This window comes from Enterococcus sp. AAFC-DPL-6103, assembly GCF_058216595.1.
The window spans coordinates 1,491,821-1,517,703 of record NZ_CM177102.1 but is presented as its reverse complement, the minus strand read 5'-3'; the positions used below and the strand labels follow the sequence as shown (position 1 = coordinate 1,517,703).

Here is a 25,883-nt window from a genome sequence, read left to right as displayed (position 1 = left end):
GAATTGTATGAAAAAGCATAAAAGCTTTCGTCTACTCTTTCTGCTAAGTATCGTGTTACTTGCACTGGTTGGCTGTAAGGGAGCAAGCGTAGCGGACGAAAATATCGCAGAAAGAATCAAAGAAACAAATGAGATTACTTGGGGTGTCAAATATGATACTCGTTTATTTGGAATGATGGACATCAAGTCTGGTGAAGTTCAAGGCTTTGATATCGATATTGCAAAAGCAATCACACAGAAAATACTTGGTAAAGAGGGACAAGCAAATTTTGTTGAAGTGACTTCGAAAACTAGAATTCCGTTGTTAAAAAATGGAAACATCGATGCAATCATTGCGACGATGACGATCACCGATGAACGAAAAAAACAAGTGGATTTTTCAGACGTTTATTTTGATGCTGGACAATCTTTGCTAGTCAAAAAAGGAAGCAGTATCCAAAGTGTGACTGATTTAGATGCTTCGACAACCGTTTTGGCTGTCAAAGGTTCGACTTCAGCAGCGAATATTCGTGAACATGCACCCGATGCAAATATTTTAGAATTAGAGAACTATGCAGAGGCATTTACGGCACTTCAATCGGGACAAGGAGATGCAATGACGACTGACAATGCGATCCTTTTAGGAATGGCGGATGAAAATCCAAGCTATACGTTGGCAGGAGGTACATTTACCAATGAACCTTATGGAATTGCCATCAATAAGGGACAGAAAGAATTTTTGGATGAAGTCAATCAAGCATTAGCAGAAATGATTGCTGACGGCACCTATGATGAAATTTATCAACACTGGTTTCCAAATGAAACGGATGGCAAAGTTGATTAAGGAGGGACAATATGAGTGAATTGATACAAACTTATGGAGCGACCTTTGCAGAAGGATTCAAAATTACAATCTTTTCTAGTATTTTGGCGCTCATAGCTAGTTTGGTTATTGGAACATTGATGGCAATTTTTCAGTTGTCAAAAAATAAATGGATCAATGGTTTAGCAAAAGCTTACGTTGAATTTTTCCGGAATATTCCGTTGCTGATCATTGTCATGTTTTTCTATGTAGTTGTACCAATGTACTGGATGCAATTAGATGGGTTTCAGGCTGGAACAATTGGCTTGACGATTTATACATCTGCATTTATTGCAGAAACTGTTCGTTCAGGGATCCAAACAGTTCCTAGTGGACAAATGGAAGCAGGCATGTCATCTGGTTTTACTTACTCAGAAACAATGCGGTATATCGTCTTGCCTCAAGCATTTAAGATAGTTATCCCACCGTTAGGAAATCAGTTCATCAATCTAGTGAAAAATTCCTCTATTCTAGCAATGGTTGCAGGATTAGATTTGATGTATCAAGGGGACTTGATTGCTAGTGAAACATTCAATACATTTGATACCTATATTATTGTTGGTCTATTTTATTTGATTATTACATTGCCCCTTTCTTATTTGATGGTTCATCTTGAGAAAAAATGGGCAGTTCGTTCATAGAAGGAGGAAGTTGAATGGATTTTAGTGGTGCTTTTTCATGGATGAATATCCGTTTTTTACTAGAAGGGTTGAAAGTGACTGTCGAAGTTTCTTTGGTCTCTATCATCTTTAGTTTTTTGATTGGTGGTTTAACTGGTGTGATTCGTTTTGCGAATATTCCTTATTTATCCAAAATTGTTGGCTTGGTGATTGATATTATTCGTAATCTGCCATTGTTACTCATCATTTTCTTCACGTATTTTGCTTTGCCACAAGTGGGCATTCAAATGAATATCTTTTGGTCCGCCGTTGCTGCGTTGACAATTTTTGAATCAGCTATGCTATCAGAAATATTCCGCGCAGGATTGAACGCCGTACCAAAAGGACAAATGGAAGCAGGTTTATCAACCGGATTGACTTACGTTGAAACGATGCGTAAAATCGTCATGCCACAAGCGTTTAAATCAATGATTCCTGCAATCGTCAGTCAATTGATTTCGCTAATTAAAGATACGTCATTAGCGGTAATTATTTCTTTACCAGAATTGACGCACCAAGCACGAATCATTTATGGGCAAAATACAAATTATGTTTTGCCAATGTTTGTCGCTATGACTTTGATGTACTTTGTCATTTGTTACGCATTATCATTATTATCCGGATTTTTAGAACGACGGAAGTACAGTTATTAATAAATAAAAAATCTCAAATTCTTTGTTTAAAAAAGAACAAAGAGTTGGGGTTTTTTCTTTGTAAAAAAAGTGTGTTAAGCAACCCGCTCAAAAAGTTCAAGACTTGAAAAATTGCCTCAAAAAGTCCACAATAGACAGATAGAATGAAATCAAAAAAAAGGATGGGTTCCATTGTCAGATAATCGCCCAATAGGTTTTATTGATTCAGGTGTTGGCGGACTTACAGTTGTCAAAGAAGCACTGAAACAATTACCAAATGAAAATATTTTATATGTAGGAGATACTGCGCGTTGTCCATATGGTCCACGACCTGCTGAACAAGTGATTCAATTTACGTGGGAAATGACCGATTACTTGGTGGATCAAGGAATCAAAATGCTTGTGATTGCTTGTAATACGGCAACGTCAGTAGCTCTGGATGAAATCAAAGCGGCGTTACCTATTCCTGTGATTGGCGTTATCCTTCCAGGAACGCGCGCGGCTTTAAAAGCAACGAAAAATAAACGAGTAGGAGTGATTGCAACATTAGGCACGGTGAAAAGTGGTGCCTATGAATCAGCACTCAAAGAAAAAGCACCGGAGTTAACTGTTAATAGCTTACCTTGTCCAAAGTTTGTTTCGGTGGTCGAAAGCAATGAATATCACTCCTCTGTTGCAAAGAAAATCGTAGCAGAAACTTTAGCACCATTATTAACTAAAAATTTAGATACACTTATTTTAGGTTGTACCCACTATCCATTATTACGCCCGATTATTCAAAATGTGATGGGAGAAAGTGTGACTTTGATCGACTCGGGGGCTGAGACTGTCGGAGAAGTTTCTATGCTCCTCGATTATTTTGAAATTAGTAACAATCCTATTCCAGGAAGAACAATCAACAAATTTTACACAACCGGCTCACCAAAATTGTTCAAAGAAATTGCGCAAGACTGGTTACCGCTTGATGAGTTAGAAGTTGAACATATCGAACTAGGAGGAAATTAACGCATGCGTCATGATGGAAGAAAAGCACAAGAATTAAGAAAAGTCGATATTCGTACCAATGTATTCAAACACCCTGAGGGATCAGTGGTCATCAGTTTTGGAGACACAGAAGTGATTTGTTCTGCAACAATTGAAGAGTCAGTTCCACCATTTTTACGCGGAACTGGTACTGGATGGGTTACGGCAGAATACAGCATGCTTCCTCGAGCAACAAATACTAGAAACCGTCGTGAAAGCAGCAAAGGAAAATTAACCGGTCGAACGATGGAAATCCAACGGTTGATTGGACGTTCTTTACGCGCGGTGGTCGATTTAGAAAAGCTAGGCGAAAGAAGCATCATTGTTGATTGTGATGTTGTCCAAGCGGATGGTGGAACACGTACAGCAAGTATCACAGGTGCATTTGTTGCTTTAACATTAGCAGTCGAAAAACTAGTCAGAGAAAAAGAAGTGACAGAAGATCCATTGAAAGAACACTTGGCTGCCATTAGTGTAGGAATCTTGCCTGATGGTCAATGTGTAACGGATTTGGATTATGAAGAAGATTCTGCAGCGCTAGTTGATATGAATTTAGTGATGACTGAATCTGGAAAATTTGTGGAGATTCAAGGAACAGGTGAAGAAGCAACCTTTGATGGTGAACAATTGAATGACATGCTTTTTTATGGAAAGTCAGCAATTGAACAGCTGATTGCAGAACAAAAGCATGCGCTGTTGACTGAACTTTCAGCTAAAGCAACTCAAATGGAGGATGGAACAAAAACAATTGTTATTGCAACAAAAAATCCTGGAAAAGCGGAAGAATTTCGCCAAATGTTTGGTAAAAAAGGATATACAGTCAAAACCTTGTTTGACTATCCAGAAATACCAGATGTGGAAGAAACAGGGAAAACCTTTGAAGAAAATGCACGCTTAAAAGCAGAAACAATTGCACAAATCTTGAAACAGCCTGTACTGGCTGATGATTCTGGATTAAAAGTCGATGCACTCGGTGGAATGCCTGGCGTTTATTCTGCTCGTTTTGCCGGTGAACCAAAAAGTGATGCAGGAAACAATGCAAAATTATTGCACGAGTTAACGGATGTCCCGAATGAACAACGAACAGCGCAATTTCATTGTACATTAGTGTTTGCAGCGCCTGATAAAGATAGCTTAGTGGTAGAAGCCGAATGGCCTGGGAAAATTGCTAGAATTCCTGAAGGGGATAATGGGTTTGGTTATGATCCGTTATTCATCCCAGACGGTTCAGCACACACAGCTGCGGAAATGTCTAGTGAAGAAAAAAATCTAGTGAGTCATCGCGGACAAGCAATGCAAAAATTGAGCCAAAAATGGCAACAGTGGTTGGAAGGAGCAAAATAAATGCGCTATTTAGTTGTAAGTGATAATCATGGTGACCGTGATATCTTAGTGGACTTAGTCAAACGTTATCGTTCAGACGTTGATTTTTTCTTTCATTGCGGAGATTCAGAGTTACCTGCAGATGATTTATTGTGGGAAAACTTTCAAGTTGTTCAAGGAAATTGTGATTATGGTCCAGGGTTTGAAGCTAAAAAAGTCATCAATACTGGTCGTGACAATATCTATCTTACCCATGGACATCTATCGAATGTTCGGTTTGATTTGACTCAATTAGCTTTAGAAGCACAATCAGTCGAAGCAAATATGGCATTTTTTGGTCACACACATCAAATCGGTTGTGAGATGGAAAAAGGTATTTTATTTTTAAATCCTGGCAGTATTTCACAACCACGCGGCCCCATTCAAATTCCGTCGTATGCAATCATTGAAAGTTTAACTGATGAAATCAATGTTCAGTATTATAATCGTGCACATCAACCAGTAGAAGAATTAGTGTTTCACTTTTCTCGCTGATTTTATGGACTAATTTCTAATTTTTGCTAAAAGTTCATCATTTCTTTATGGAATTTGCATCCGTTTTCGGTAAAATAAAATTGTTGAACAAACAAGAATGGAGGCCACTCAATGATTGGACCTGTAGTAAGAGAAATGCTGTTGGAAAATCAAGATACATTTTTGATCCCAGCAGAGAATGTAGCAAACGTTCTTTACCAAAATCCGCTTTCTCACGGCTTGCTTGTTTTGTCGAAAGTCGGATATTCAAAAATCCCGGTCTTAGACAAAAACGATCGCTTTGTTGGATTGATCAGCTTATCTGATGTCGTGAATAAGATGCTGGATTTGCAAAATATCAGCATGGAACCATTAGAAGGATTGACAGTCGCAGATGTAATGGAAGTAGATGTTACAACGGTTGACGAAAATTGGGAACTAGAAGATGTATTGCATTTGTTAGTTGACTCACCTTTTTTACCAGTTGTGACAAAAGACAAAGTTTTTAAAGGAATCATCACGCGAAAAGAATTATTAAAAGCAGTAAACTTCATGGTTCACGAATTAGAGAGACGAAACATTTTGACTTCTAAAACAGAAGGACTAAAAGAAACAATCAATCTGTTAAATTAAAAAAACGATGATTTTATTTTATCGGTTATTTTAAACGTTAAATAGTTGATTTAAAGCAGACATAGCAAGGTTTTTACCGCTATCTGCTTTTTTTGTTGTGCAACTTAATAACCAAACAGCCAAGCATATTTATTTCCAAAATCAGAGTAAGCGGTTACAATGTAGCTATCAAATCATAGGAGGTTCATTTATGAAAAAGCTTGGTAAAGTCTTATTGTTGGTTTTGGTCGGAATTGGTTTGTTTGGTTTTAGTGTTCCCGGATTTGCACATGGCTATGTAACCCAACCTGGTAGTCGGGCCTATTTTGGAACGGCAGCTGCAGGGAACTTAAATCAAAATGTTGGTCGTGCACAGTGGGAACCACAAAGTATTGAAGCATTGAAAAACACATTTATCGACGGAAAAATTGCAAGTGCAGGTGTAACTGGTTTCGAACCTTTAGACGAACAAACAGCGACGCGTTGGCATAAGAGTCAAATCAATACGGGTTCATTAAATGTTTCTTGGACATTAACTGCCCAACATCGCACAAGTACTTGGGATTACTATATGACAAAACCAGGTTGGAATCCTAATGAGCCATTAAAATTTAGCGATTTCGAACGAATTGGTCAAGTAAATGACAATGCAACAGTACCACCAAAATTGGTGAGCCATACTATCTCTGTTCCGCAAGATCGCAATGGTTATCACATCATTTTAGCCGTTTGGAACATTAGTGATACAGTGAATGCTTTCTATCAAGTTATGGACGTGAATGTTCAATAAAAAGTGAATATAAAAAGAGTTACAGATTATGTATATCTCCAAAGCCAAACTTTTTGGAGAAGAGCACAGTTTAAAAAAGGAGAAAAAGAGCAAAGACTCTTTTTCTCCTTTTCGTGTTGTTACCACAAGAGTAAGTGTTACTCGTAATCTGAGACATACAGCATAAAACAACATCAGACAGTAGAAAATAAAATGACAGAATCATCATTCTGGAAATGAAAGGATCACTCTTTTTTTCGAAAGAGTTTTTAAACGATAAAAGCAGCTATCTCATCCTTTCTTTTTTGACAAATTCTTTCTTTATTTTATACAACGGGTCCGACGGGTGTATTCGGAATCGTAAATCCAGCTTTTGTCAAGGCTTGGACATATGCGCTAAGAAATTCTTCCTTTAAGACATATTGTTTGCCATTTAAAGCATAGCAGATCGTTCGAATTGCAAAGTTACTATTTCCTAGATCAACGAGACCAAAAATACTTGGTTCAGTTTGTAATTCATTTTGATATTTTTCTGCTAGATGTTGATTGACTTGTTGGATCACTGCTTGAATTTTGTCATAACCTTCTTCAGGGACGATTCGGATATCTAAACGAACTAACATATTTGCTCGAGATAAGTTACTGATGGTCGTGATATTTCGATTGGGAATATAGTGCACGGTTCCGTCAGTTGCTTTGAGTTGTAGTGTACGGATTCCCACAGAAACAACCGTACCTTCAATGGATAAATTTGCCAATTGAATATAATCTCCAACATCCATTTGTTGCTCCATGATAATAAAAAAACCAGTAATCATGTCATTCATGAAGCCTTGCGCACCTAAACCAATAGCGACCCCAGCAATTCCGGCACCTGCTAGTAAGGAGCCAATCGGCACACCAATGACGGAAAGCAATGCATAGATAAAGAAGAAGCCAAGCGTATAATGAAAAATCGTATGAAGTAAACTGTGTAAGGTTTTTAAACGACTTTCGTTCAAACTAGCTTTTTTTGAATATTGGCTAAATGATTTATCAAGTAAATATTTTCCGATTTTGCTCAGAACACTAAAAAGAATGACTAGAAAAATCAAATACAGTGTTTTTTCAATAAAAGTTGCAAGAATCTCGTCCCAATCAATCTCATTCCAAAATCGCTGGAAGGCATTTACTTGTTGGACGGCTTGATCGGTAATTGTTTCACTTGATGTTGTTTTTGTTTCAGTTATTTGTGCTAAATACATAGAATCCTCTTTTCTTTCACTCGTTCTTTGTAACATTGTATCAAGAAGTAGAAAAAAAGAAAATGGAAGAGAAAAAGTGTCTTTCAAAATAAAAATGACAAACAACTAAGCGAATGGTAAAATATGGAGAAAAACATGAAGGGGACACGAACATGCAAATAGATTGGAATAATCTTGGGTTTTCATATATCAAAACACCTTGGCGCTACATTGCTAAATGGAAAGATGGAGAATGGAGCAAAGGTGAGTTAACAGAAGATAACTACTTAACGATTCACGAAGGATCACCTGCGTTACATTATGGACAACAATGTTTCGAAGGATTAAAAGCGTATCGTCGGAAAGATGGGAAAATCAATCTATTTCGTCCTGAACAAAATAGTCGCCGAATGAACCAAAGCGCGCGTCGTTTGTTGATGCCAATGGTTCCAGAAGAAATGTTTGTTGACGCAGTCAAAGAGGTTGTCAAAGCAAATGAAGAATTTGTACCACCTTATGGAACGGGTGCAACGCTCTATTTAAGACCTTTATTGATTGGTGTAGGGGAAAACATTGGTGTGCATCCGGCACCGGAATACTTATTTGTTGTTTTCTGTACACCAGTTGGTGCTTATTTTAAGGGTGGCTTAAAACCAACGAACTTTATTGTTTCAGATTATGACCGTGCTGCACCAAAAGGAACAGGAGCAGCTAAGGTAGGCGGCAACTATGCAGCCAGCTTATTACCTGGAACACAAGCACATGAACTAGATTATTCTGATTGTGTTTATTTAGATCCAGCAACGCATACAAAGATTGAAGAAGTCGGTGCGGCAAATTTCTTTGGCATCACGAAAGATGGGAAATTCATCACACCGCAATCACCATCTATTTTACCAAGTATCACCAAATATTCATTACTACAGTTGGCTGAAGAACGTTTAGGGATGGATGCCATCGAGGGAGATGTCTTTATTGACAAGCTTGATGAATTTGCTGAAGCAGGTGCGTGTGGGACAGCTGCAGTTATTTCACCAATTGGCGGAATCTATCATGATAATCAACTCCATGTTTTCTATAGTGAAACAGAAGTGGGTCCTGTAACGAAACGTTTATATGACGAGTTAACGGGTATTCAGTTTGGGGATGTAGAAGCACCTGAAGGTTGGATCCAAGTAGTGGAATAGTACAAGAACCATTACTTTTTAATAAAGTTAAACATACAAAGAAGCTGGAAAGTTATTTTCCAGCTTCTTTTGTTGTTGCTCAATCAAATGATAGATGTAAAAAAGCGGATGACGTATTCGCCAACCGCAGCTTTATAAATTGTTTCTAAAGAATATTAGATGTTTTTATGATAAGTGAACACCTTTGTCAACATAAATGATGTCACCAATCATACCGCTTGAAAGTGGGCTAATCAAGAAGGCACAAGCATTGCCGACTTCTTCAATTGTGACACCTTGTTGATCTGGTGTACGTGATTCTGATAATTGAATTAGCTTTTGGTAATCTTTGACGCCTGTCACAGCTAGAGTTTTAATTGCACCAGCAGAGATTCCGTTAACGCGGATACCTTTTGGTGAAAGTTCTGCAGCTAAGTAACGAATAGCTGCTTCAAGTGACGCTTTAGCGATGCCCATCATATTGTAGTTTGGAATTGCACGTTCTGATCCAAGATAAGACATGCTGACGATCCCGCTGTTTTGTGCTAAATACTTTTGTGCATATTTTGTTACAGCGATTAGGGAATAGCTACTGATATCTTGAGCTAATTGATAACCATCTCTTGAAATATCTGAAACATTACCTGATAATTCTTCTTTATTTGCATAAGCGATTGCGTGAACAAGTCCGTGAATCTCACCAGCGTAAGCGCCGATGGCATCCATTGCTTGCTCGATACTTTCGTCACTAGCGACATCACACTCAACAGTAAAAGCATCTTCACCAACTAATTTCAGTAAAGATTTTTTCATGCGTTCATTTTGATAAGTATAGATGATTTCTGCCCCTTGTTTTTGCATAGCTTCGGCACAGCCCCATGCAATACTTTTTTTGTTTGCGACGCCCATGATGACGATTTTTTTTTCTTTTAAAAATGACATATTGACTCTCCTTTGTTTCGCGAAAAATTTCGTTGTCTAGTAAAAAAGTAGGATAAAAAGATAAGTGCTTAAAAAATAACTTCCTTGATTTCTTATTATTAGGCAAAATGCTTTGATTGTCAAACTATTTTTTTGATAATAAAAAAAAGATTGCTAAATAATTAGGAATATGATACTTTGATAATCAAAGTAATAAATGAATTGGCATTTGCCTGAAACGAAAGAAGGAGCATGTATATGTCTTATGTTTTATCTGCTACAGAAGTAATGGATTTGATTCCTAATCGCTACCCGATTTGCTATATTGACTATGTGGACACATTAGAACCAGGAAAGAAAATAGTTGCAACTAAAAACGTGACAATTAATGAAGATTTTTTTCAAGGACATTTTCCAGATAATCCAGTGATGCCGGGAGCTTTGATTTTAGAAACTTTGGCGCAAGCTGGTTCCATTTTAATTTTGAAATCAGAAGAATTTTTAGGGAAACGTGCCTATATTGGGGGAATCAATAAAGCCAAATTCCGTCAAAAAGTTGTACCTGGAGATGTCATGAAATGTCATTTTGAAATCACAAAATTAAAAGGAGCTGTGGGCACTGCACTATCAGCTGCTTACGTTGATGACAAAAAAGTCTGCGAATGTGAATTCACTTTTATCGTAAACCAAGATGCTTAATGCGCTGCTTTTTTAATATAATCAAACAAAAGAGGAGAAGACTTGTTTAAAAGTCCTCTCCTCTTTTTACGTGCTTATTTTGTTTTAGCTTCTTGTAAAACTTTGATACTTTCGATTTTTACGTCGGCTGTTGGCTTGTCATTGCTATCTGTCTCAACTTGAGCAATTTTATCCACAACATCCATGCCTTCGATGACTTGACCGAAAACAGTATAGCTACCATCTAAACTTGGATAGCCACCTTTTTTATACGCATCGATAATTGCGCGAGGGTAGTCATCTTTTAGTAAGCCGTCATGGACGTCATCAGAATTTTGGACGATAAAGAATTGACTGCCATTACTGTTTGGATTTTGAGAGCGCGCCATGGAAAGTGCGCCACGGATGTTGTACAACTGATTTGAAATTTCTGTTTCAAATCCTTCGCCCCAAATACTTTCACCACCCGTGCCATCACCTTTTGGATCGCCACCTTGAATCATGAAGTCTTTAATTACTCGATGGAAAGTCAAACCATCATAATAGCCATCTTTGGCATGTGTCAAAAAGTTTTCGACTGCTTTTGGTGCTAATTCAGGGAACAATTTGATTTTGATCGTTCCTTCGCTAGTGGTCATTTCGACCAATGCTTCATTTGCAGCAACTTCGTTCGTTAATTGAGGTAATTCTAATGCGTTTAGGTCAACGCTACTTTCAGTCGTACTTTCTGCAGTGCTTGCTTTTGTGCTTGAAGTAGTTGTTTGATTTGTTGAACAACCCGCAACAGCTAGTAGAGCTGCAGCTAATCCAAATGTTAACATTATTTTTTTCTTCTTCATATCTGGATCCTTTCTTTCTTAAAAATAGTCTATATTTATGATAGCAAATTCTTGAGCAAAAACCTAATGAAAATTGGAAAGTAATTTTCTTTTTGAAGCAGTAGCAAAAGGTGTAGACCATTTGTATCATGTTTGTTATAATGTAAGTGGATACAAAAAAGCAAACCGCTAGGAGGCAATAGGATTATGGGAAAACTTGGAGTTTCGATTTACCCAGAACGCTCAACATTTGAAAAGGATAAAGCATATTTAGATCTAGCACACAAATATGGATTTAAACGCGTATTTACAAGCTTGCTGCAAGTGAACGATGACAAAGAGCAAGTATTAGCCGAATTTACAAAAGTAGTCGACTATGCGAATAGCTTAGGAATGGAAGTAATGGTGGATATTAATCCTGCCTTATTTGAACAACTTGAGATCTCTTATGATGACTTATCATTTTTTGATGAAATGGGTGCATATGGTGTACGTTTAGATATTGGTTTCACGGGTGCAGAAGAAGCAAAGATGACACGTAACCCATATGGAATCAAAATTGAAATCAATATGAGCTCTGGAACAAACTACGTGGATAACATCATGAGTTATTCACCAAATACAAATAATTTATTGGGGTCACATAACTTTTATCCACATCGCTATTCTGGTTTAAGTTACGATCACTTTGTTTATTGCTCAAAAAAATTCAGAAAATATAATTTGAATACAATGGCTTTTGTGAATTCACAAGTTGCAACGTTCGGTCCATGGCCAACACAGGATGGTTTGTGTTCATTAGAAGACCATCGTGACTTAGAAATTTCAACACAAGTAAAACATTTGATGTTGACTGGTTTGATCGATGATATTTCTGTTGGGAACGCCTATGCAAGTGAAGAAGAGTTAAAAGCAATGGCAGAAGCCTTCAACGCAGATTACCCAACGCTAAAAGTCGATGTAGAAGAAGGAATTACAGAAGACGAACGGATTTGTCTATTTGATAACTTACACAGTTACCGAGGAGACCGTTCAGAGTATATTTTACGTTCGACAATGACACGTATTTATTACAAAGAGAAACCTTTCCCAGCTCATAATACTCGTGATATGACTCACGGAGATGTTTTGATTGATAATGTTGGCTACGGTCAATATAAAGGTGAAACACAAATTGCTCTGAAAGAAATGAAAAATGATGGACGAGTGAATGTGGTCGGCCGAATTTCAGCAGATGAATTATTCTTGCTTGATTTCTTGAAACCATGGTCAAGCTTTAAATTGATTGAAAATATGAAATAAGGTTGTGGTGCAAAACGCTCAGCTCCGACGAGATAGCGAACAGATACTCAAAATAGCTTTTCATATTTTAAAGTGGATGCAAGCTATATGGAGGAGTTGTTTTGGGAACACCGTAGAAAAAGGTTGTGGTACAAAACGCTCAGCTTCGACGAGATAGCGAGCAGATACTTAAAATAGCTTTTCATATTTTAAAGTGGATGCAAGCTATATGGAGGAGTTGTTTTGGGAACACCGTAGAAAAGGGTTGTGGTTCCAAGCGTTAAACTTCAAGCAATAAATTAAAAGAATCAAACAGCCTTTCAAAATATGTTTTTATCATTACGCACTTCCAAAAGGATCAGGACTTGAAATTGTCTTGGTCCTTTTTTGTTTGTCAAATCGATTTGCATCAGGCACAGACATTGATTATACTTAGAACTAAATTTGTTCGTTTCGTGATTTATTTTTAATTTAAATGATAGGAGAAAGATGAAAAATATGAAACTTTGGGTAAAAATTAGTATTGGCGTGATCCTACTATTCACGATTGGGTTAATTTTTGCAGCGAATTATTTTTATAATTATGCGATCGTTCCAGCACCAAAAGATTTTATCGGCGAAGATACACCTGGTACTACAAAAACGGCAGAAGAAACTGCAACGCAAACCTGGTTCAAAGCAAAAGAAAACCGAACGTATTGGACCATTAAATCAGAGGATCAACTAAAACTTTCTGCCATTTATCTTCCTGCAGCTAAACCAAGTAATCAGACAGTGATTGCAGCGCATGGCTATATGGGTGATGCGGAAACGATGGCAAACTACGCTAAAATTTTCCATGATCTAGGCTACAATGTCCTACTTCCAGATGCACGAGGACATGGGAAAAGTGAAGGGAATTATATTGGATTTGGTTGGCCAGAAAGAAAAGACTATGTAAAGTGGATCAACAAAGTTCTTGAAACAAATGGCAAACAAGAAGAAATCGCTCTTTATGGAATCAGCATGGGTGGGGCAACAGTCATGATGACCAGCGGAGAACAACTACCTGATAATGTGAAAGCAATTATTGAGGACTGTGGCTATTCTTCTGTAAATGAGGAGCTTTCATATCAATTAGCAGATATGTTTAATCTACCCGCATTTCCATTGATGCCTGCTACTAGTTTAATGACGAAAGTTCGAGCAGGTTACTCTTTTAATGAAGCAAGTGCAGTCAAACAATTGAAGAAAAATGAAACGCCAATGCTCTTTATTCACGGTGACGAAGATACCTTTGTTCCATTTAAAATGTTAAATGAAGTTTATGAAGCGACCAACGCACCAAAAGAAAAATATGTCGTAAAGGGCGCAGAACATGCGAAAGCTTACTCTGTAGATCCAGATAAATACCAGCAGGTAGTAAAAGACTTTCTAGCGAAGTACTTTTAAGCGTGTGAAGGTGAAACAGGAACTTCGTGATACTAACTATAAAAAAGAAGCCGAGACATTTGTCTCAGCTTCTTTTTAGTGTCGCAAGAAATTTTTAGTGAAAAATTTCTTATAAGTTAGCGAATTTTTCTAACAAACGAATCATTTGGCAAGTGAATCCATATTCGTTATCGTACCAAGCAACAGTTTTAACAAGTTGGTAATCACCAGCTGAAGTTACTTCTGTTTGTGTTGGATCGAAGATTGAACCTTGAGTTGTTCCGATTACGTCACCAGAAACGATTTCGCGATCATCATAACCAAATGATGGGTTGTCAATTGTATGTTTTTTAATTGCTTCATTGACTTCATCCGCAGTTACTTTTGTTTTTAAGATTGATACTAATTCTGTTAATGAACCATCAACAACAGGGACACGTTGAGCATGACCTTGTAATTTACCATTCAATTCAGGGATAACTAAGCCGATTGCTTTTGCAGCACCAGTTGAGTGAGGGATTGTGTTGTCAGCAGCAGAACGAGCAGCACGTAAATTTCCGCCTTTTACTGGTCCATCTAATAACATTTGTGTTGAAGTATAAGCATGAACAGTTGTCATTGTACCAACTTCGATACCAAATTCATTATTTAAGAAATAAGCCATTGGTGCCAAGCAGTTTGTTGTACATGATCCAGCAGAGATGATTTTATCATTTGCATCTAAAGTGTCGTCGTTTACGTTATAAACGATTGTTTTCATTGCGCCAGCTGGAGCAGAGATCACAACGCGTTTAACGCCTGCATCTAAGTGAGCTTGTGCTTTTTCTTCTGAAGTATAAAAACCAGTACATTCTAGTACGATGTCTACTCCATTTTCTTTTACCCAAGGGATTTTACTTGCATCAGGTTCAGCATAAACACGAGTTGCTTCACCATCAACCACGATTGAGTCTTCTGTAGCAGTAACTGTTCCAGGATAAGTACCATGTGTTGAATCGAATTGCAATAATTGTGCTAACATAGTTGGACTTGTTAAATCGTTGATTGCAACTACTTCGATGTCATCAGATACTTCTTTGATACGACGATACGCTAAGCGTCCAATACGTCCGAATCCATTAATACCTACTTTTACTGTCATAATCAAAAGTTCCTCCTTTAATTTAGGCTGTGAAAGTGCCGCAACCTCTCTTAATACGATTTAAGTTTGCTACTAAAATTAGAATTTGTCAAAAAATTTATCTTTTCACTTGATTTTTCTGAAACTTCCAAATGGATTTGCTAAAAATACAAAAATTGGTAAGAGATAGCAAAGTTTTGGCTGAAAAGATAGACAAAACATGATTTCATCGCTAAAATAAATAGGACTTTTGTTTATTGTGGAAATTCAGGTAGTCGAGAAATTTAAATAAATAAATACAATAGGAGGACGAGAATATGTCCATGTTTTTAGATCAAGTGACAATCGATGTGAAAGCTGGTAAGGGCGGCGACGGAATGGTTGCTTTTCGTAGAGAAAAGTATGTTCCTGATGGCGGACCAGCTGGTGGTGATGGTGGTCACGGTGGCGATGTTATTTTAGTGGTTGATGAAGGCTTGCGCACATTGATGGACTTTCGTTTTAATCGTCATTTTAAAGCACAACCAGGTGAAAATGGAATGAGCAAGGGGATGCATGGCCGAGGTTCAGATGACACATATGTTAAAGTCCCTCAAGGAACAACTGTACGTGATGCAGAAACAGGCGCTTTACTAGGCGATTTGATTGAAAACGGTCAAACTTTGGTAGTTGCAAAAGGTGGACGTGGCGGTCGCGGAAATATTCGCTTTGCTTCACCACGAAACCCTGCACCGGAAATCGCAGAAAATGGTGAGCCAGGACAAGAGCGTAAAATTGAATTGGAATTAAAAGTCTTAGCCGATGTTGGTTTAGTTGGTTTTCCTTCAGTCGGAAAATCTACATTACTTTCAGTTATCTCTTCTGCACGACCAAAAATCGGTGCTTATCACTTTACTACGTTAGTTCCTAATCTTGGAATGGTAACAACGACTGATGGTCGTAGCTTTGCGGCAGCTGACTTACCAGGATTAATTGAAGGAGCTTCACAAGGTGTTGGGCTAGGAACGCAATTCTTACGGCATATTGAACGTACCCGTGTTATTTTACATGTGATCGATATGAGCGGAATGGAAGGGCGCGACCCTTACGAAGATTATCTAGCAATCAATCATGAATTATCTACTTATAATTTGCGTTTATTAGAACGTCCACAGTTGATTGTTGCGAATAAAATGGATATGCCAGATGCAGAAGAAAATTTGGTGAAATTCAAAGAGCAATTGAATAAAGAAAAAGCAGATGAATTTGCAGATGATATTCCAGTATTTCCAATTTCTGGTGTGACTCGTAAAGGACTGGATGCATTATTGAATGCAACTGCTGATTTATTAGAAGTAACACCAGAATTTCCTCTTTATGATGAAGAAATCGAGGAAGAAACAGTTCATTATGGATTTACACCAGAAGGACCAGAATTCAAAATTGATCGTGAACCAGATGCAACTTGGGTATTGACGGGTGAGAAAATCGAAAAATTATTCCAAATGACGAATTTCGATCACGACGAAACAGTTATGCGTTTTGCACGTCAATTACGTGGAATGGGTGTGGACGAAGCATTACGTGCTCGTGGTGCGAAAGATGGAGATATTGTTCGCATTGGCGAATTTGAATTTGAATTTGTTGAATAAAATAAGTAAGAGAGGGGACAAAAATTTTGTCCCCTCTCTTTTGTTTTTTTTATATTGAAATAAGCGCTTTCGTTTAGAGGTTTTTATTTTATTTCTAACTCAATCAAAGGTAAAATGAAAGGAACGTAAAAAGTAAGGAGTGAGTCAAATGAACAAACGAGTGATTATTTTAAATTTTGATGTGGAGAGTCAAGCTTATCAAGCCTTTTCTGAAATCAAAAAGCTTCATGCTACTCGACAAATTAAGGGGGAACAAATGGCTGTCATCAGTCATGATCCAAATGGCACACATCAATTTAAAGTAGAAGACTTTATCGACTTTACCGGAAGTAATAAATCTTCAAAAGGTGGCATGATCGGTATGCTCGTTGGTATTTTAGGCGGTCCGCTCGGTATTTTACTTGGTTGGTTTGCAGGTGGAATGATTGGAGCAACCCAAGATGCAAAAGAGATTCAAAACGCGCAAACCGTTTTTGACTTTGTTGGTGATAAAATTGGCGAGGGTGCTACAGGTCTGATTTTGATTGCTGAAGAAGAAGACAATCGCCCATTGAACCAATTAGTTATGATGGAACTTGGTGGTGAAATCACACGATTAGATTATGATGAGGTCGAAAAAGATGTAGCGGATGCGAAAGAAATTGAACGTAGTACGAAAGAAGCAGCACAAAAAACTTGGAGTGAAAAACATCCACCAGTTGAAAATCAACCAATAGATAAGGGCAATTCACAAGAATAAGTTCCGTTTTCTTTTTTGGTTGGGTAATTCTGATGAAAAAAGTAAATTCTGGCAGAGAAAAGTGTATTTTAGGCACGTTTCTCTGTCTTTTTCGGTTGCTTATCCGTTGATTTTCCCCTAAAATTAGAGGGAACTCACAGAAAGTCAGGTAGATTATGGAATTACAATTTTTAGGGACAGGCGCAGGAGTGCCTGCAAAGCAGCGAAATGTAACAAGTATCGCGTTAAAATTATTAGATGAACGCAATGAAATTTGGTTATTTGATTGTGGTGAAGGCACACAAATGCAAATTTTGCGTACAAATATTCGTCCAAGAAAAATCGAAAAAATCTTTATTACACATTTACATGGGGATCATATTTTTGGTTTGCCAGGTTTGATTAGTAGTCGCTCATTCCAAGGTGGAGATACTCCATTGGAAATCTATGGTCCCAAAGGAGTAGAACAGTTTGTTAAGACGGCTCTATCTGTTTCGCAAACTCGTTTAAGTTATCCGTTGAAATTTATTGAAGTTCGTGAGAATGAACCTATTTTTAAAGATCAACAATTTGCAGTATACACAAAGAAATTAAATCATGGAATCGATAGTTACGGATATCGTGTTGTCGAACAGGATCATAAGGGTGAGCTGCAAGTAGAACGCCTGAAAGAATTAGGTGTGCCTGCTGGTCCGATTTATGGCCAGTTGAAACGTGGCGAAACAGTTCGATTAGAAGATGGGACAATAATTAATGGCAAAGAATTTGTTGGTCCAGATAAAAAAGGACGAATCGTAACGATTTTAGGTGATACAAGAAAAACGGCTAGTGCTATTGAACTTGCTAAAAACAGTGACGTATTGGTTCATGAAAGTACCTTTAACAAAAATGAAGCAAAAATGGCGCATAATTATTTTCACTCAACTTCTCATCAAGCAGCAGAAGTTGCCACGGAAGCAAAGACTGCACGATTATTGTTGACGCATATTAGCGCTCGATATGTTGGTAAAGCGGCCTTAGAGCTGGAAAAGGAAGCACGAGAAATTTTCCCAAATACAACGATCATGAAAGATTTTGATGTGATTGAGATTCCATTTAGAGATGAGGAGGAATTGTCATGAAATTAGCAAATAAAGTGGTACTAGTAACTGGCGGATCTGCGGGATTAGGTGCAGAAATCTGTTACGAAGCGGCAAAACAAGGAGCGATTGTGGTTACTTGTGCTCGACGGATTCAATTGATTGGAGAAGTAAAAACAAAGTGCCAAGAATTAAGTGGAAAAGAAGCGTATGCTTTTCAAGTTGATGTTAGCAATCCAGAAAGTGTAGAAAGTTTGTATGAAAAAGTAATGACGGAAGTCGGACGAGTGGATGTTTTGGTCAATAATGCTGGCTTTGGTATCTTCGAAGATTTTCTGCAATTTGATTTAGGCAAAGCTTATGATATGTTTGAAGTTAATGTGTTAGGTATGATGGTCTTGACACAAAAATTCGCCATCGATATGGCAGAAAGAAAAAGTGGCCACATCATTAATCTAGCATCAATGGCAGGGAAAATGGCTACAGCCAAATCAACGATTTACTCTGCAACTAAGTTTGCTGTGATTGGTTTTTCTAATGCATTAAGATTGGAATTAAAACCATTAGGGGTTACAGTCACGACGGTTAATCCAGGACCAATTGCTACAGAATTTTTCGATAAAGCAGATCCAAGTGGAGAATATTTAGCAAACTTAGGACAAATTGTATTGGATCCAACTAAGTTAGCTAAACAAATTGTGCGGAGTATGAGTCATCCAAAACGTGAAATCAACCAGCCTGTTGTCATGGAAATTGCAGCCAAATTCTATACGCTTTTCCCGCATATTGGAGATTATTTAGCTGGAGGAATTTTTAACAAAAAGTAGGTGGAAAAATGAAAAAACAAAGTAGTGTGATTTTAGGTTTTATTTTAGTATTAGTAATCGTTTTATTTGCAGTATTCAATATTGAACAAGTTCCAGTGAGTCTTGGCTTCGCTTCATTTTCAGCACCATTGATTTTAGTTATTATTGGTTCAGCACTGATTGGTGCTTTGATCGTCTTTTTAACAGCTTCGGCTAGTTTGTGGCAACAAAAAAAAGAAATCAAAAACTTGACACAGGAACTTGCAGAGCATCAAACTAATTTACAACAAAAAATTGAAGCAGCAAAAGAAGAACAACAACGAGAGTTTCGCAACGAACGAGCAGAGCTAGAAGCTGCTTACCAAGCAGAACTACAAGCAAAAACAGTGGAAATCAGCCAATTAGAAGAGACTGGCAATGCTAAAGAAGATCGTGCGCAATCGCCACAACAAAGCTTCAATTATTTTGACTAACCGGTAAACTAGAAAAGGAGTACGATGATATCGTACGCCTTTTTCTTTTGTCCCTGTATAGCGGAAGTCTAATAGTTACTAAATGAGAGAGGTATTTATCCAAGAAATGAGTAAAGAAAGATTGACCCCTTATCTTTTGTAGCTGACCGCTTGAGCTGCAACCTTATTCACGGTGTTCCCCAAGTAACTCCTTGAAATAATTCTCAATTGTCTAAAATATGAAAAGCTATTTTTGCCAGTTGCTCATTATTTTTTTAAGCTGACCGCTTGGAGCTACAACGTTCTTTTCCCCCTCTTCTTTTTGTCGTTTTCGTTTGCTATAATAACTAAGTTAGGAGTGAGACAGTGAAGCAAGCAAATTATGATTGGAAATTAAGTACCGGAGAACCTTCTGAGGCTTTTTTTCAGCTAATCAATAACCATAACTTATCTCCTTTTATTGGCAGAATGCTTTGGCAGCGCGGATATCAGGAAGAACAAGAAATCAAACAGTTTTTACATCCAAAAGAACAAGAATTACATGATCCTTATTTGATGCATGACATGGATAAAGCAATCAATAGAATCCAAGAAGCAGTTATCAGTGGCGAAAAAATTCTAGTTTATGGCGATTACGATGCCGATGGAATCACAAGTACGACAATCATGAAAGAAACACTTGAATTACTAGGAGCCGAAGTAGAAGCTTTCTTACCTAATCGTTTTGAACATGGCTACGGCCCAAATCAAGCGGTCTACAAAGAGAAAATCAGTCAAGGGACACAATTGATTGTCACAGTTGATAACGGCGTTGCTGGAAATGAAGCAATTGCTTATGCTCAAAGTGTTGGAGTTGACGTTATTGTAACTGATCATCATGAAATGCCAGCTGTGTTACCAGATGCTTTTGCCATCGTCCATCCACGACATCCAGATGGAAACTATCCATTTACAGATTTAGCAGGCGTAGGTGTGGCTTTCAAAGTAGCAACAGCTTTGTTGGAAGAAGCACCAGCAGAATTTTTAGATCTGGTTGCAATTGGGACAGTCGCTGATCTAGTGTCGCTAACTGGGGAAAATCGTAGTTTGGTCTCACTAGGCATTGATGCAATTCGTCATTCAGAAAGAATTGGGTTACAAGCATTGTTTGCTGAAAGTGGCGCGAAAATGAAAGATGCTGATGAAATGACGATTGGTTTTTCGATTGCACCGCGCTTGAATGCAATTGGTCGAATGGGCGATCCTAATCCAGCTGTTGAACTGATGGCGACCTTTGATGAAGAAGTTGCACACACACAAGCAAAAAAATTAAATGAAATCAATGAAGAACGAAAAAGTATTGTTGAAGAAATCACACAGGAAGCATTAGCTATGGTAAATCCTGCTAACAGTATCCATTTATTAGCGAATAGCGGTTGGCATGAAGGAGTCTTGGGAATCGTGGCAGGTAAAATCATGAATGAGACAGGTAAGCCAACTATCGTACTGACTTTAAAAGAAGATGGAACTGCCAAAGGTTCAGGTCGCAGCGTAGAAGCTTTGAATCTTTATGAAATGTTGAGCCAAACAAGAGATTTATTTACCTATTTTGGTGGACATCATGCAGCTGTTGGTTTAACTATGCCTCAAGAAAATCTTGAAGTGTTACAAGAAAAAATGAATGAGTATGTAAAAGAAAACAAGATTGATCTAACAAAGGGACCAACAATGCAAATTGATGAGGTGCTTTCACCTAAAGATGCTTCTTTGACATTGTTAGATGAGCTGAAATTATTAGCACCTTTTGGGACAGATAATCCTGTGCCACAGTTTTTATTTCAACAGGTGACAGCCAAACAAGTGAAAAAGATTGGTGCAAATCAACAACATTTGAAATTTGTTTTAACAGATGAGGGTGAACAGCTGGATGCAGTTGCCTTTGGGTTTGGCTCTCAGGAAAGTGAACTGTTGAATGATTCACTTGATATTGTTGGCAAACTCTCAGTGAATGAATGGAATGGTCAAAAAAAGGTGCAACTGTTGGTTTCTGATTTTGAGGTCAAAGGGCTGCAAGTATTTGATTGGCGTGCAAAACGATTTCGAGATCAAGAGGCGTTACCAGAAAAAGCATGTTATCTAGCTTTTGATGAAGCAGTTAAAAAACAAGTTTCGCCAAGTATTCGCGAGCAAGTAGTTATCTTTGAAAAAATGGATCAGATGAAGCGTTGGGTGGAGACGAATCAACCAGAATCACTTGTGTTAGTGGATTGTCCAACTGAACTTGATGAGTTGAAAGCTGTTTTTAATGCAGGAACGTTTAGCCGAGTTTATTTATTAGGGATCTCTTCACAAGAAGCTTATCTGAATGGAGTAGGCTCTAGAGAACAATATGCTCGTTTGTTCCAGTTTATTAAAACACAAGATAAAGTTGATATTCGTTATAAGACAAAAGCAGTCGCTCAGTATTTGAAAATTCCAGAAAAATTATTAATTTTTATGATTCAGGTGTTTTTTGAATTGAAATTTGTTACAATAGACGATGGTGTTTTACAAAAAGTCGCCCATCCAGAAAGTCACCCGTTGACTGAAAGCACTCTGTATCAACAGCGACTAAAGAAAATTAAAGTTGAGGAATTCTTACTATTAAGTGATATTCCTACCATTAAGAAATGGCTAACAACCTAGGAGGAAACAAACAGTGGATTTAAGAGATTATATTGCCAGTATTCCGGACTATCCGTCAAAAGGAATCGTTTTTCGTGATATCTCACCGTTAATGGCAGATGGAGATGCGTATCGTGAAGCAACAAAACAAATTGTCGATTATGCAAAGGAAAAACGAATTGACATGGTGGTTGGACCTGAAGCACGCGGATTCATTGTAGGCTGTCCAGTAGCGTATGAGTTGGGCGTGGGTTTTGCACCAGTTCGTAAAAAAGGGAAATTACCTCGTGAAACGATCGAAGTAACTTATGACCTAGAATATGGTACAGATACATTGACTTTGCACAAAGATGCGATTCAACCAGGTCAACGTGTACTGATTTGTGATGATTTGTTAGCAACTGGTGGTACGATCAAAGCAACGATTGAACTAATTGAAAAATTAGGTGGCGTAGTTGTTGGTTGTGCATTCCTGATTGAATTGATGGACTTACATGGTCGCGATAAAATTGAAGGTTATGACATCATCACTTTGATGGAATACTAATAAAAATTAAGTGGATCTTCAGAAATGGCTAAGACATAGTGTCTGGTCTTTTCTGAAGATTTTTTTATTGAGTAAATGTTAAAAAAAACGCTGTTAAGCTATTTTTCTACGTATATAAATAACGTGTATATGATAACAACACTGTTCTAGGAATCTCTCTTTTTTTTTATTCGATTTTTGTCAAAAACGCTTATTAAAAGTAATCATAGATGAAAGTTGTTGAGAATTTTTCTTAATAAGTTCACGCTAAATTCTAAATAAGAAGAATATGTGCTTTTACGAACAGTGAAAAAAACAGATAAATGCCCATTATTTTGCAGGGATAAAAAAGTGTATTACTAGAAGATCCCTCTAACGAATGATAATTGAACTAATTTATTGAAAATTGTCTTTAAAGAGAGCATTTACAATAATGAAATCTTTCCAATAAAACAATTTTGAGCAACGAAAACACTCTGAACATGTCGAATTACTGACATTATTTGGGGGTTGCTTGGTATGCATGAGTCTATTAGTATTCACAACAGATGTTGTTTCACGCATATTTTGAAACCCGGGTTCAAAACATGCGTAAACATTCATCGAACATAATTTGTAAAATAGTTTATTGAAAGGAAATGATTATCGTTGAAAAAAGAACAGTTGCTAAAAAAGGTAGCATCGCCACTCGTTTGTGGACTGATGTTAGGTGGTCTTGCTATATCAACAATCCAACCAATCATCCAAGTTCGTGCTGAAGAAAAAACAAGTTCAAAATTAACAACAAGTTTAACAGAAGAGGACTGGTTGGAATGGTCAAAGGTCACAAAGTTAACAGAATTTGGAAGTTCTGACACAACGGGAAAACAAGTCAAACACAATGGTAAAATTTATGCAGCAACTTGGTGGAAGAATGGGGAGACAGATGTAGCGCCGGGATCAGGCGAAGCAACTTCAACTGGTTGGGAAGAGGTAGGGACAATAGCTTCAGATGGTTCAGTTACTCTTAATGCAGGGGTCACTGCTAATCCATTTGAACCGACGATTGATCCTGATGTTGATCCTAATACTCCTTATGCAGGCGTCGATGCGGGACAAGGTGTGAAATGGGGCGAAAAGGTTTTTGCACCATATATTGATGGCGGTTTATGGTACAACGGAGAAAACGGGTATCAAGGATTGTATCCTCTTGGTCAAGAAGTGAAGAAATCACAGATCAGTTATGCAAATATCGGATTTATTGTATCAGATCCAAGTAATCCTAAGACGGCTTCTTTTGGCGGGTACTATAATGTAGATGGTACCGGAACAAATGGTTCAGTTGTCACTGCATTTGCTAAACAAATCAAAGAATTCCGCGCACAAGGAGGAGATGTGTTAGTTTCATTTGGTGGAGAAAACGGCACGCCGCTTCAAGATGTCTATGATAATGCTGAAGAACTTGCGGATAAATACATTGAAATTGTCGAGCATTACGGATTAACAACAATCGATTTCGATATCGAAGGTGCCCATGTACGTGATAAAGAAGCTTGGCAAAGAAATAATGATGCAATCAAAATCATGCAAGATAAGCTGGGTGATGAAGCACCTGACGTTTGGTATACGTTCCCTGTTTTACCGACTGGTTTAGTAGGTGAAGGGACAGACAATGACGCATACAATGTGCTACAAGATGCTGTTCAGAAAAAGGTGGAGGTTCATGGTGTGAATATCATGACAATGTGTTTTGGACCTGCATTTGTTACAGGGCCAACAAATACATACTATACATATGTTGAACAAGCATCAGAAAGCTTAGCTGGACAATTAAAACGCATTTATAGTGATGCCAATCAAGACCTGACAGACGCGCAAGTATATCAGAAAATTGGTTTGACGCCGTGGGTAGGAAAATCAAGTCAAGCAAACGAAACGTTTACTCAATCTGATGCTAAAGCCTTGTTAGCATATGCAAATGAAAAACAAATTGGCATGCTTTCTTTCTGGTCATTGAATCGGGACAATGATTTGAATGAAGATTTAAAAAATACTGGACTCGAACAAGAAACCTATGAATTTTCAAAAATTATGGGTGAATTTGACGGAGAGGCAGGCATAAGAGACCAAGCACCAGTAATCAAAGGAGCAACAAATGAAACAATTGAGTTGAATGATTCCTTTGATGCTTTAGCGGGCGTGACTGCGATTGATCAGGAAGATGGAGATCTAACGGCTAAAATCACGACGACTGGAACGGTGGATTCTTCAAAGGCTGGTGAATACCAAATAACTTATTCTGTGGTAGACAGTCAGAAAAACCATTCAGAAAAGATTCGGACGATTACAGTAGTGGATCCTAATGCGAATACGAAACCAATTTTTTCTGGTTTGAAAGATCAAACCATTGAAGTTGGTGCAACCTTTGATAAACTAGCTGGCGTAACAGCGAACGATCAAGAAGATGGTGACCTAACATCAAAAATAGTTGTGGCAGGAAATGTCGACACTTCAAAAGTTGGAACAAATGATCTTACATATACGGTTGCTGACAGCAAAGGTGAAAAGACAACGCAAACAATTACTGTAACAGTCAAAGAAAAAGAAAATGTACCTAACTATTCCTCAACAACGATTTACGTGAAAGGAGACAAAGTTACCTATCAAGGAGCAACTTATACGGCTAAATGGTGGACAAAAGGGGATACTCCAGGATCTGCACAAGTTTGGGAAAAAGAAATAATAAAAAATGAGGACGGGAGTGTAGATTATTATCAAGGCGGGACATATGTTGCAGGAGATCTTGTAAATTACAATGGCAAACAATATCTTGCTAAATGGTGGACACAATCTGTACCAGGTAGTGATGCTTCATGGGAATTAAAAAAAGAGTCAACTAATTAAGAAATGCAAAAAGACGATCAAAATTTTGATCGTCTTTTTTGATAGGGGAATAATAGTTCTTATTGAATGAATACTTTGGATTAGTCAAAGTAAAGGACAAGCAATTGCCTTCAGTATAATAGCCAATAGATGATTGTAACGAACGATTAATTACCT

The 25,883-nt window shown here is 37.7% G+C and carries 24 protein-coding genes; 20 read left to right on the top strand and 4 right to left on the bottom strand.

All coding sequences use genetic code 11. The features are described 5' to 3' along the window. Positions 1-7: 7 nt before the first annotated feature. The 8 genes from AC4BC3_RS07275 to AC4BC3_RS07240 all read left to right on the top strand — a co-directional run bounded on the left by AC4BC3_RS07275 (position 8) and on the right by AC4BC3_RS07240 (position 6,393). Positions 8-823, top strand: a complete 816-nt coding sequence (locus AC4BC3_RS07275; RefSeq protein WP_206908711.1) for a transporter substrate-binding domain-containing protein — start codon at positions 8-10, stop codon at positions 821-823. An 11-nt stretch (positions 824-834) separates the two neighbouring features. Further along, entirely contained in the window at positions 835-1,482 is a 648-nt protein-coding gene (locus AC4BC3_RS07270) for an amino acid ABC transporter permease (RefSeq protein ID WP_206908743.1), read from the top strand. Between the two features lie 14 nt (positions 1,483-1,496). Next, entirely contained in the window at positions 1,497-2,153 is a 657-nt protein-coding gene (locus tag AC4BC3_RS07265; protein ID WP_206908750.1) for an amino acid ABC transporter permease, read from the top strand. 171 nt (positions 2,154-2,324) lie between these two features. After that, positions 2,325-3,137, top strand: coding sequence for a glutamate racemase (gene racE / locus AC4BC3_RS07260; protein WP_206908752.1), 813 nt, complete (start codon positions 2,325-2,327; stop codon positions 3,135-3,137). Positions 3,138-3,140: 3 nt separating this feature from the next. After that, on the top strand, positions 3,141-4,499 hold the full coding sequence (gene rph / locus AC4BC3_RS07255; protein ID WP_490466161.1) for a ribonuclease PH: 1,359 nt from the start codon (positions 3,141-3,143) through the stop codon (positions 4,497-4,499). Next, positions 4,500-5,012: a metallophosphoesterase gene (locus tag AC4BC3_RS07250; RefSeq protein ID WP_490466160.1), complete on the top strand. Its 513-nt coding sequence runs from the start codon at positions 4,500-4,502 to the stop codon at positions 5,010-5,012. 111 nt (positions 5,013-5,123) lie between these two features. Beyond that, a complete protein-coding gene (gene cbpB / locus AC4BC3_RS07245; protein WP_206908757.1) occupies positions 5,124-5,624 on the top strand; it encodes a cyclic-di-AMP-binding protein CbpB in 501 nt (166 codons plus the stop codon). Positions 5,625-5,814: 190 nt separating this feature from the next. Then, positions 5,815-6,393 carry a lytic polysaccharide monooxygenase gene (locus tag AC4BC3_RS07240; RefSeq protein ID WP_490466159.1) on the top strand — a complete coding sequence of 193 codons (579 nt, stop codon included), beginning with the start codon at positions 5,815-5,817 and terminating at the stop codon, positions 6,391-6,393. Between the two features lie 305 nt (positions 6,394-6,698). Here the strand turns inward: AC4BC3_RS07240 and AC4BC3_RS07235 are convergent, their stop codons facing one another. Next, on the bottom strand, positions 6,699-7,616 hold the full coding sequence (locus tag AC4BC3_RS07235) for a mechanosensitive ion channel family protein (RefSeq protein ID WP_490466158.1): 918 nt from the start codon (positions 7,614-7,616) through the stop codon (positions 6,699-6,701). Between the two features lie 113 nt (positions 7,617-7,729). Here AC4BC3_RS07235 and AC4BC3_RS07230 point away from each other — a divergent pair, with 113 nt between their 5' ends. Continuing rightward, positions 7,730-8,782 carry a branched-chain amino acid aminotransferase gene (locus AC4BC3_RS07230; protein ID WP_206908763.1) on the top strand — a complete coding sequence of 351 codons (1,053 nt, stop codon included), beginning with the start codon at positions 7,730-7,732 and terminating at the stop codon, positions 8,780-8,782. Positions 8,783-8,947: 165 nt separating this feature from the next. On the opposite strand, the gene fabI is transcribed toward AC4BC3_RS07230, so the two are convergent. Beyond that, positions 8,948-9,703: an enoyl-ACP reductase FabI gene (fabI, locus tag AC4BC3_RS07225; RefSeq protein ID WP_490466157.1), complete on the bottom strand. Its 756-nt coding sequence runs from the start codon at positions 9,701-9,703 to the stop codon at positions 8,948-8,950. A 237-nt stretch (positions 9,704-9,940) separates the two neighbouring features. Between fabI and fabZ the strand changes: the two genes are divergently transcribed. Next, positions 9,941-10,381 carry a 3-hydroxyacyl-ACP dehydratase FabZ gene (fabZ, locus tag AC4BC3_RS07220; protein WP_067482356.1) on the top strand — a complete coding sequence of 147 codons (441 nt, stop codon included), beginning with the start codon at positions 9,941-9,943 and terminating at the stop codon, positions 10,379-10,381. 74 nt (positions 10,382-10,455) lie between these two features. Here the strand turns inward: fabZ and AC4BC3_RS07215 are convergent, their stop codons facing one another. Continuing rightward, positions 10,456-11,199: a peptidylprolyl isomerase gene (locus AC4BC3_RS07215; RefSeq protein WP_490466156.1), complete on the bottom strand. Its 744-nt coding sequence runs from the start codon at positions 11,197-11,199 to the stop codon at positions 10,456-10,458. Positions 11,200-11,385: 186 nt separating this feature from the next. On the opposite strand from AC4BC3_RS07215, the gene AC4BC3_RS07210 reads away from it, so the two are divergent. Further along, complete coding sequence (locus tag AC4BC3_RS07210) at positions 11,386-12,480, top strand: DUF871 domain-containing protein (RefSeq protein WP_490466155.1); 1,095 nt, start codon at positions 11,386-11,388, stop codon at positions 12,478-12,480. A 477-nt stretch (positions 12,481-12,957) separates the two neighbouring features. Next, positions 12,958-13,890 carry an alpha/beta hydrolase gene (locus tag AC4BC3_RS07205; protein WP_206908788.1) on the top strand — a complete coding sequence of 311 codons (933 nt, stop codon included), beginning with the start codon at positions 12,958-12,960 and terminating at the stop codon, positions 13,888-13,890. A 109-nt stretch (positions 13,891-13,999) separates the two neighbouring features. Here the strand turns inward: AC4BC3_RS07205 and gap are convergent, their stop codons facing one another. Then, complete coding sequence (gap, locus tag AC4BC3_RS07200; protein WP_206899084.1) at positions 14,000-15,010, bottom strand: type I glyceraldehyde-3-phosphate dehydrogenase; 1,011 nt, start codon at positions 15,008-15,010, stop codon at positions 14,000-14,002. Positions 15,011-15,306: 296 nt separating this feature from the next. On the opposite strand from gap, the gene obgE reads away from it, so the two are divergent. The 8 genes from obgE to AC4BC3_RS07160 all read left to right on the top strand — a co-directional run bounded on the left by obgE (position 15,307) and on the right by AC4BC3_RS07160 (position 25,727). After that, entirely contained in the window at positions 15,307-16,620 is a 1,314-nt protein-coding gene (gene obgE, locus AC4BC3_RS07195) for a GTPase ObgE (RefSeq protein ID WP_277988512.1), read from the top strand. Positions 16,621-16,768: 148 nt separating this feature from the next. Further along, the gene (locus tag AC4BC3_RS07190; protein ID WP_206908790.1) at positions 16,769-17,359 is read left to right on the top strand and encodes a DUF1269 domain-containing protein; all 591 of its coding nucleotides are present in this window, start codon (positions 16,769-16,771) and stop codon (positions 17,357-17,359) included. Positions 17,360-17,514: 155 nt separating this feature from the next. Then, positions 17,515-18,459 carry a ribonuclease Z gene (gene rnz, locus AC4BC3_RS07185; protein ID WP_490466154.1) on the top strand — a complete coding sequence of 315 codons (945 nt, stop codon included), beginning with the start codon at positions 17,515-17,517 and terminating at the stop codon, positions 18,457-18,459. Next, complete coding sequence (locus tag AC4BC3_RS07180) at positions 18,456-19,244, top strand: SDR family NAD(P)-dependent oxidoreductase (protein WP_490466153.1); 789 nt, start codon at positions 18,456-18,458, stop codon at positions 19,242-19,244. Before rnz ends, AC4BC3_RS07180 begins: the two co-directional genes overlap by 4 nt. An 8-nt stretch (positions 19,245-19,252) precedes the next feature. Then, complete coding sequence (locus AC4BC3_RS07175) at positions 19,253-19,696, top strand: LapA family protein (RefSeq protein WP_206908795.1); 444 nt, start codon at positions 19,253-19,255, stop codon at positions 19,694-19,696. Positions 19,697-20,041: 345 nt separating this feature from the next. Further along, entirely contained in the window at positions 20,042-22,339 is a 2,298-nt protein-coding gene (recJ, locus tag AC4BC3_RS07170; RefSeq protein ID WP_490466152.1) for a single-stranded-DNA-specific exonuclease RecJ, read from the top strand. A 13-nt stretch (positions 22,340-22,352) separates the two neighbouring features. Further along, positions 22,353-22,865, top strand: coding sequence for an adenine phosphoribosyltransferase (locus AC4BC3_RS07165; protein WP_206899078.1), 513 nt, complete (start codon positions 22,353-22,355; stop codon positions 22,863-22,865). Positions 22,866-23,492: 627 nt separating this feature from the next. Next, a complete protein-coding gene (locus tag AC4BC3_RS07160; RefSeq protein ID WP_490466151.1) occupies positions 23,493-25,727 on the top strand; it encodes an immunoglobulin-like domain-containing protein in 2,235 nt (744 codons plus the stop codon). The last annotated feature ends 156 nt before the right edge of the window (positions 25,728-25,883 follow it).

Excerpts from the sequence above, each read along its gene's own strand:
- AC4BC3_RS07240 (WP_490466159.1), top strand. The coding sequence starts at position 5,815 with ATGAAAAAGCTTGGTAAAGTCTTATTGTTGGTTTTGGTCGGAATTGGT.
- rnz (WP_490466154.1), top strand. The coding sequence starts at position 17,515 with ATGGAATTACAATTTTTAGGGACAGGCGCAGGAGTGCCTGCAAAGCAG.
- AC4BC3_RS07190 (WP_206908790.1), top strand. The coding sequence starts at position 16,769 with ATGAACAAACGAGTGATTATTTTAAATTTTGATGTGGAGAGTCAAGCT.
- AC4BC3_RS07265 (WP_206908750.1), top strand. The coding sequence starts at position 1,497 with ATGGATTTTAGTGGTGCTTTTTCATGGATGAATATCCGTTTTTTACTA.
- rph (WP_490466161.1), top strand. The coding sequence starts at position 3,141 with ATGCGTCATGATGGAAGAAAAGCACAAGAATTAAGAAAAGTCGATATT.
- AC4BC3_RS07235 (WP_490466158.1), bottom strand. The coding sequence starts at position 7,616 with ATGTATTTAGCACAAATAACTGAAACAAAAACAACATCAAGTGAAACA.
- AC4BC3_RS07270 (WP_206908743.1), top strand. The coding sequence starts at position 835 with ATGAGTGAATTGATACAAACTTATGGAGCGACCTTTGCAGAAGGATTC.
- fabZ (WP_067482356.1), top strand. The coding sequence starts at position 9,941 with ATGTCTTATGTTTTATCTGCTACAGAAGTAATGGATTTGATTCCTAAT.
- AC4BC3_RS07205 (WP_206908788.1), top strand. The coding sequence starts at position 12,958 with ATGAAACTTTGGGTAAAAATTAGTATTGGCGTGATCCTACTATTCACG.
- AC4BC3_RS07215 (WP_490466156.1), bottom strand. The coding sequence starts at position 11,199 with ATGAAGAAGAAAAAAATAATGTTAACATTTGGATTAGCTGCAGCTCTA.
- AC4BC3_RS07210 (WP_490466155.1), top strand. The coding sequence starts at position 11,386 with ATGGGAAAACTTGGAGTTTCGATTTACCCAGAACGCTCAACATTTGAA.
- cbpB (WP_206908757.1), top strand. The coding sequence starts at position 5,124 with ATGATTGGACCTGTAGTAAGAGAAATGCTGTTGGAAAATCAAGATACA.
- AC4BC3_RS07230 (WP_206908763.1), top strand. The coding sequence starts at position 7,730 with ATGGTAAAATATGGAGAAAAACATGAAGGGGACACGAACATGCAAATA.
- AC4BC3_RS07180 (WP_490466153.1), top strand. The coding sequence starts at position 18,456 with ATGAAATTAGCAAATAAAGTGGTACTAGTAACTGGCGGATCTGCGGGA.
- AC4BC3_RS07175 (WP_206908795.1), top strand. The coding sequence starts at position 19,253 with ATGAAAAAACAAAGTAGTGTGATTTTAGGTTTTATTTTAGTATTAGTA.
- fabI (WP_490466157.1), bottom strand. The coding sequence starts at position 9,703 with ATGTCATTTTTAAAAGAAAAAAAAATCGTCATCATGGGCGTCGCAAAC.
- obgE (WP_277988512.1), top strand. The coding sequence starts at position 15,307 with ATGTCCATGTTTTTAGATCAAGTGACAATCGATGTGAAAGCTGGTAAG.
- gap (WP_206899084.1), bottom strand. The coding sequence starts at position 15,010 with ATGACAGTAAAAGTAGGTATTAATGGATTCGGACGTATTGGACGCTTA.
- AC4BC3_RS07250 (WP_490466160.1), top strand. The coding sequence starts at position 4,500 with ATGCGCTATTTAGTTGTAAGTGATAATCATGGTGACCGTGATATCTTA.
- AC4BC3_RS07275 (WP_206908711.1), top strand. The coding sequence starts at position 8 with ATGAAAAAGCATAAAAGCTTTCGTCTACTCTTTCTGCTAAGTATCGTG.